We start from the raw sequence: 7,745 nt of genomic DNA, 5'->3' as shown, positions 1-7,745 counted from the left end.
TAATAGTAAAAATTAAATTATCTATTTAAAACAATTAATGCAATACAACAAATTTTTTAAATAAATAATTTAATTTGACCTTACTAAACAAATAAAAAATAGTCAACAATATAAATAAAAATATAATAACTTAATTCATACTTTACAAATTATTCAAAAAAGCCCTTTATCAATACTCAATTTTCACATTGATTTGATAAAGGGCTAATAATTAATGTTATTTAATTGCTATAAAAATTGTACGACAAATATTAATATAATAACGACTGGTAAAATAAATTTAATGAGATAATACCAAGGCATAAACAACCTAAATTTATCTTTTCCAAAGTGTTCTTTTAAAGCGTGTTTATCAAGTAATTGTCCTACAACAAGTGTTGTTCCCAACGCACCTATAGGCATTAAAATGTTGGAAACTAAGAAATCCATGTTGTCAAAAATAGTACCTGCTGCAAATTTTACATGACTCAGACTTCCAAAAGATAATGTTGCAGGAATACTTATCATAAAAACAAGTACACTTATATAAAGCGATACAGATTTACGTTTCGAATTATCATTTTTAGTAAAGTTTGACACATTGAGTTCTAGTAACGAAATTGAAGAAGTAAGTGCTGCAAATAAAAATAATATTAAAAAAATAAAATAAAAACCTGAACCATATGCCATCTGATCAAATACTTTTGGTAACACTTTAAATAGTAATCCAGGTCCTTCGGTTGGGCTATAACCGAAAGCTGAAATCGCAGGGAATATTGCTAAACCTGCTAACACAGATACTAGAATGTTCATCGCTACAATAGAAACAGCCGAAGTTTTAATAGTCATTTCTTTAGATGCATAACTAGCATATGTAATCATGCCTGTTGTTCCTAATGACAGTGTAAAAAACGATTGGCCTAGCGCAAATAAAATCCCCTCTATTGAAATATCTTCTAAGCGTGGTTGCAATATATATTTCAATCCTTCAAACGAGCCATCGAGAGTTAGCGATTTTACAACAATAATAATAAGGAAGATAAATAATAACGGCATCATAAATTTAGATGCTTTTTCTAATCCTTTTTCAACTCCCATCATTACAATGAACATCGTCAACAAAATAAATATCCCTTGGCCTGTAACCGTCAACCATGGATTACTTATAATAGATTCAAATTCTATTTGGCTTAATTTACCACCATTAAACGAGCATATTTGAAGTAATACATTAAATATATAAATGATTATCCAACCACCGATGACACTATAAAAACCAAATAAGATAAAAACAGCTAAATTACCATTCCATCCTATAATATTTAACCATTTTCTATTTGTTAATTTTTCATATATTTTAGTAGTATATGTTTTGCCCATTTTTCCCACTGTAAATTCCATCATTAATAATGGCAGTCCTACAAACAGTGTAAATATTAAAAACATTAATAAGAAAGCCCCACCGCCATAAATACCTGCCATATATGGAAATTTCCACATTGCGCCTAGCCCTATCGCAGACCCCGCACTTGCCAATATGAAACCGAGCGATGACTTCCATTGTGATTCATTATGCATCTTTCATACATCCTTTACACCCTATTATTCTTTACTGCGTTAAAGCGTTTATGTAACATAGGAAACTACTATAACATTTTTTTGAATTGAGCTCAATAGTTAATTACTTAAAACATTCGATATCATCACATTTACAAACATGACATTAAAAACTACTTCATTTAACATTTTAGACATTCTAATTTTCTGAAATTTCATTGAATTCATATAACTTTTGTGTTATATTAATGTATGTTTTGCAACAAATAATTTTAAAAATAATAGAGGTATTAAAATGAATAGACTCATACTGATTTCTGGTCTAATGTTATTCTCATTTTTCTTTGGAGCCGGAAATCTAATATTTCCACCTATGTTAGGATATACAGCTCAAGAAAATATGTGGGTTTCAATGATAGGATTTTCAATCACTGGTATTTTATTACCATATTTAACAGTCATCGTCGTAGCTTATATGAACGGTGGCGTTGAAAGTATTGGTAACAAAGTCCATCCGTTATTTGGTACGATTTTTGCAATCTGTATTTATGCATCTATTGGTGCATTATATGGTATACCACGTGCTGCAAATGTCGCTTACGAAATTGGCACGAAAAACGTATTACCTGTACATAATCAATTAACTTTAATTATATTTTCAGCAGTCTTCTTCTTAGTTGTTTACTTGATTGCACTTTATCCAAATCGAATCATAGATAATTTAGGTAAATACCTAACACCTATTTTAATATGCATTATCGCTATTTTATGTATTTTAGTTATTATTAAACCAGAAGGTTCAATTGGTAAAGCTGGTGGCGACTTTGCGCAAACACCACTTGTGTCTGGTGTCTTAGAAGGTTATTTCACAATGGACCTCGTTGCTGCACTCGCTTTTTCAGTAGTCATTGTTCAAAGTTTTAAATTAAATGGTATTAATGAACCAAAGTTATTAGTTAAAAATGTTGTGAAAGCAGGTTTTATTTCTGCCGTGCTGTTATTTATCATTTATTTTGCTTTAGCTTATGTTGGCGCGACAACTGATCAAACAGGCTTAAAAGATGGCACAGATATTTTAACTTTTAACTCATTACGTGTATTTGGGTCTTTAGGAAACTTAATTTTTGGGATAATTGTGATACTAGCTTGTTTAACAACTTGTATTGGACTTGTAAATGCTTGTTCAGCGTTTGCAATGAAAAAATTACCAAAGATTTCTTATAAATTATTTGTACTTATCTTTTCAATATTAGGTTTTACTGTTTCTACTTTAGGATTAGAACTTATTTTGGAAATTGCTGTACCATTACTTACATTTATTTATCCAACATCTATCGTATTAGTGCTTATTTCGTTATTGAGTATCTTCATCTCATTTGAAATGAAATATAGCTTTATCATACCAACAATTGCAACATTGATTATTTCTTTATTACAAATATTAAATGACTTTAATTTAATTAAAATACTTAATGTTGTATATGTGCATTTCCCATTAGCAAATATCCAATTAGCATGGTTGATACCATTTATAGTGTGTCTGCTAATCGGTATTATTATCGATTTCTGCTATGCTAAATCGCAAGCTAAAATGACTTAAGTTAGTGCGCACTATTAACCAGACGGTATGTCAACACATATCCATTCTCATCAATACATCCCTTCAACTATGGGATGTATTTTTTATGTAAAATAGTAAAATTTCAAAAAGGTTTTCGGATTTTTAAAGTTGTTTATACGCATAATTTAGAATTTTCCATTATATTCACTCACCTATAAAATGATATATTTGTATGTAATTGGTATAATACATGTTAGCTATATAATAAAATTTGCTATTTAAGGATTGTGATTTGGTATGACTGAATTTAATGAATTTTTGGAGTCATTAGAAAATGACAAACAAACAGCCACAATGGAAGCTATCTTTAATTGGATTTCTGAGACTTTTCCTGAACTCGAAACAACAGTAAAATGGAATCAACCGATGTTTACGCATCATGGTACGTTTATTATTGCTTTTAGTAAATCTAAACAGCATTTCTCAGTAGCACCTGAAGCAAAAGGAATGGCTGAATTTACTGAACAAATTGCAGAATCTGGATATTCACAAACCAATAATTTATTTCGTATTAAATGGACACAAGACGTTAACTATGAACTATTGCAGTCCATGATTCAATTCAATATCGAAGACAAAGCAAATTGTACTACATTTTGGAGAACTTAATTTTAAACATATTGAAACATAAAAGGATGGCTCTACTCATATTTGGTAGAAACCATCCTTTTTAGTATTTAAATTGTTTATGTATAATCTTCAAAAAACGCTATCACATCTTGCTCTACATCCAAATGACCTTCACCATACGTCATTAAATGTTTACACGTAGGATAACCTTGAATTTCTTTATCCTCATGCTCAATTTGATTATAAATATAATTTGCACTAGCTTCATAAGCTTTTTCATCTTGTTCGCCAAACTTTATAGCAATAGGGACAGAAATTTGATTTAAATGTGCCATCGCATCATCAACAAGTTTTTTAAATTTATCAAAACCAACGGCATAGTTTTCGATTTGATTAATCTGTTGTTGTATTACTTCTTGTGACAAACCTACTAAGTTTCCCATGCGTTCTCCATAAAATTCCAGCCTTTTTGCAAGTCCAGCATCGTCTTTACTAAACGGTGTCGACATCACTGCAACAGAAGCAACCTGCTTTTCTTCCGCCAATTTTAAAGACAAAATACCGCCTAATGAGATGCCGCATACACTTATATTTGAATAACCTTGATCTTGCAAATATTGATATCCTTCTAGCGCATCTTGCCACCAATCCTCTGCGTCATAAGCCATCAATGATTCGAGCAATAAGCCATGCCCTTTATAGGAAGGAGCATAACATGTAAAACCAGCTTTATTTAATTTTGTAGCTAATAATTTTACATCTCTAATCGTACCTGTAAATGAATGTAATAACAATATAGCACGTTCAGAAGATTTATTTTCCAAAAATATCGGATTAGGTTCTTTTACATTTATCATCTATTGTCACTCCAACTTTTAACATCCATACACATTGTAATAGAAAATCGTTTACGATACAACGCGTTATGATTAATGAAAATCAAGATTGCTCAAACGACTATCTCTCAAAAAAATACAAGCCACTTCCTTAATGGAAGTAGCTTGCTTCTATGAGGAAGTCTGGAAACATGCCTAAGGCATGCTCACAGCGACCCATAGTGTGTGCATGCCTTTGGCATGCTTATATAGTGTACAATTTTATGTAAGTTCTTTCAAACATTTATAAATACTGAAACTATTGAAATTCATTTTATCTACATGCAAGTATATAGGATAATTTCTATTTATCTTCTTTATTTTTGTAATATTCAGATAAATGATTGTTAAATAATTATCGATTTTGACGAATATAACTCAGCTTTAATAAAGTATAATATATAATGACGGAATTTAAAGGAAAACGAGGTAATAAATATGGATGATTTAAAAATCAACAAAAGATTAATTATGACACCTGGCCCTGTTAGCGTAGACCCCCGCGTTTCACAAGCAATGTCAAACTCTATTTTAGGTCAATTTGACTATGAATTTGTAGACATTATGAATCAAACAATGGAACTAATTCGTAAATCTTTTTTAACAAAAAATCAATGGTCATTTCCTATTGATGGCACAAGTCGTGCTGGCTTAGAAGCTGTGATTTCCAGTATTGTTAAACCTGGTGATGATGTCCTAGTTCCAGTCATCGGACGTTTTGGCTATTTATTCGCTGAACTGGTTACGCGTGCTGGTGGTATCGTTCACAGCATTTATAAACCAATGGGAGAGGTATTTGAACAATCAGAAATCATTGAAGCTTTAGATCAATATCAACCAAAAGTACTTGCTATTGTACACGGTGAAACATCGACTGGTAGATTGCAACCAATTGATCAACTTGGTCGAGCATGTAAAGAAAGAGGGATATTTTCTGTTGTTGATGCTGTGGCTACATACCAAGGTATGGTTATTCCAGTAGATGAGTGGGAATTAGATGCAGTTATTGGTGGCGCTCAAAAATGTTTATCTATTCCTTCAGGTATTACCCCAATTACTTTCAACGATAGATTTAGTGATGCCATCAATGCGCGCAAACGTGTAGAACTTGGCATTCGCTCTACTGAAACCACAGAACCAGATCATTTTATCAGAAGTAATTATTTAGATTTAGCACAATTACAAGATTATTGGAGCCCAAAACGTTTAAATCATCATACTGAAGCAACGACTGCAATATATGCGCTTCATACTGGTCTAAGATTAGCACTATCTGAAGGACTGGAAGCACGTGCGCAACGGCATGCCTTTCACCAAGAAGGTTTAAAAGCATCCTTGAAGGCATTAGGACTCGAAATATACGGCGATGAATCAAACGAAATGAAAATGGTTATATGCGTTAATATTCCTGATGGTATAGATGATATAGCATTCAGAGACAATTTATTAAAAAATTATGGCATAGAAATTGCAGGATCCTTTGGAGAGTTAAAAGGTAAAATATGGAGAATCGGTATCATGGGTTATGCTATCCAAAAACAGAATATCTTAACATTTTTATCTGCATTTGCAACTCACCTTCTTGCTCAAGACCTAATCAAAAATCTTGATATAGAAAATGCAATTAAAACACTTATCAATCACTATGATAATAATGCGATATCATAAGATTTCAACACATCATTTGACTGTATAAATCAAAAAAGGTACAACTCCAATCCTAAAATGATGCACATCTCAGAAGTTAGATTTTTAGTCCAACTTTAGAGGTGCCCATCAAAAACCATTGGTGTCGTACCTTTTTAATTTTTTCATTATAAATTTAAGTCTTTGCTATTATTCATCTTCTACAACTCTATTTTTAGCTGCAGGATAACCAAAAATAAAGAATAGTAATGACATGAGTAATAATGCAACAATGCCTGATATCCAATTTCCTGTGAAATCATGCAAGTATCCAATTAAAAATGGTCCAATCGCTGCAATTAAGTATCCTACAGATTGACCAAAACCGGATAATGAAATACTACCATCACTCGTCCGTGCACGGATTGAGAAGAATGTCATACATAAACTGAAACATGCTCCCATTGCTAAACCAGCAATAACCATACCAATAACAAGTAACACTAATGATTGTGTAAAGAATAAGCCAAAACCAGTTAAGAATAAAATTGTGATAATAACGACCAATATGCGTTGGTCTTTCAATTTAGATGCTATAATTGGAAATGAAAATGTCATAGGTACTTGAGAAAATTGATTGAGCATTAATAAATAACCTGCTGTGGATGGATCTACCCCTCTATCAACTAATATAGATGGCACCCATGCGACAACGGTATAGAATACCATAGATTGGAAGCCCATCGTCAAAGCAACCATCCAAGCTAATTTAGATTTGACAATATTGACTTTCTTACGATGTTTGACTTGTGTTTGATCAATTGTATGTTGTTCTAATTGCGCACCTTGACGTGCTTTAGGAATCCACAAAATAATCGCGATAATACCTAGAATAATCCAAAATGACAGTGACAACCTAAAACCGAGTGATGTTTGTGATAATGGGAAGCTTAACCCGCCACCTAAGCCTGCTGTAAAGTTCATAGTTCCACTATAAATGCCCGTAGCAATGCCGATTTGCATTGGGAAATACCATTTTACATAGCTAGGTAGTACAACGTTACCAAATGCAATTGCTATTCCTAATACTAATGTACCAATAATAAATAAAGTAAAATCACCAGCTACACGTAAATACAATCCAATTATTAGTAATATAGTAGAGTACAGAATTGTACGTGACATTGTGATACGCGACGTTACTCTCGATACTAATGGAGAAACAATCGCAAAAATAATGAGCGGTATAGTAGTTAAGATGCCAGCAACACTGTTATTAATTTCCATTACATGCTTGATCTCATCAACTACAGGCCCTACTGATGTGAGTGGCGCACGTAAAGTAGAAGCAATAAACACAATTGCCAAAATTACGCCCCAATTTTCTTTAATTCTATGTATACGATAGGGTTCAGTCATCTTATACCACCTTTCTTCCAGATCTTTTAATATAATAATACAACGAATCGATCAAATGAAAACCATTTGAACGATTCGCAAGTATTGTTTCTAAAGAA

The 7,745-nt window shown here is 32.1% G+C and carries 6 protein-coding genes; 3 read left to right on the top strand and 3 right to left on the bottom strand.

Features of this window, described 5'->3' with window-relative positions:
* Positions 1-228 precede the first annotated feature (228 nt).
* Positions 229-1,557, bottom strand: a complete 1,329-nt coding sequence (locus CD150_RS06755; RefSeq protein ID WP_070038324.1) for a sodium-dependent transporter — start codon at positions 1,555-1,557, stop codon at positions 229-231.
* Positions 1,558-1,831: 274 nt separating this feature from the next.
* Here CD150_RS06755 and brnQ point away from each other — a divergent pair, with 274 nt between their 5' ends.
* Both brnQ and CD150_RS06745 read left to right on the top strand, forming a co-directional pair.
* A complete protein-coding gene (gene brnQ, locus CD150_RS06750; RefSeq protein ID WP_103161449.1) occupies positions 1,832-3,136 on the top strand; it encodes a branched-chain amino acid transport system II carrier protein in 1,305 nt (434 codons plus the stop codon).
* 258 nt (positions 3,137-3,394) lie between these two features.
* Complete coding sequence (locus CD150_RS06745; RefSeq protein WP_046207010.1) at positions 3,395-3,766, top strand: iron chaperone; 372 nt, start codon at positions 3,395-3,397, stop codon at positions 3,764-3,766.
* 77 nt (positions 3,767-3,843) lie between these two features.
* Here the strand turns inward: CD150_RS06745 and CD150_RS06740 are convergent, their stop codons facing one another.
* A complete protein-coding gene (locus CD150_RS06740) occupies positions 3,844-4,584 on the bottom strand; it encodes an alpha/beta hydrolase (protein WP_073345005.1) in 741 nt (246 codons plus the stop codon).
* Positions 4,585-5,040: 456 nt separating this feature from the next.
* Here CD150_RS06740 and CD150_RS06735 point away from each other — a divergent pair, with 456 nt between their 5' ends.
* Positions 5,041-6,270 carry a pyridoxal-phosphate-dependent aminotransferase family protein gene (locus CD150_RS06735; RefSeq protein WP_073345009.1) on the top strand — a complete coding sequence of 410 codons (1,230 nt, stop codon included), beginning with the start codon at positions 5,041-5,043 and terminating at the stop codon, positions 6,268-6,270.
* Between the two features lie 168 nt (positions 6,271-6,438).
* On the opposite strand, the gene CD150_RS06730 is transcribed toward CD150_RS06735, so the two are convergent.
* Complete coding sequence (locus tag CD150_RS06730) at positions 6,439-7,647, bottom strand: CynX/NimT family MFS transporter (protein WP_046207013.1); 1,209 nt, start codon at positions 7,645-7,647, stop codon at positions 6,439-6,441.
* Positions 7,648-7,745: the final 98 nt, after the last annotated feature.

The organism is Staphylococcus ureilyticus, from assembly GCF_002902235.1.
Lineage (GTDB): Bacteria > Bacillota > Bacilli > Staphylococcales > Staphylococcaceae > Staphylococcus > Staphylococcus ureilyticus.
The sequence above is the reverse complement of the archived record's forward strand: the minus strand, read 5'-3'. Positions and strand labels throughout refer to the sequence as shown.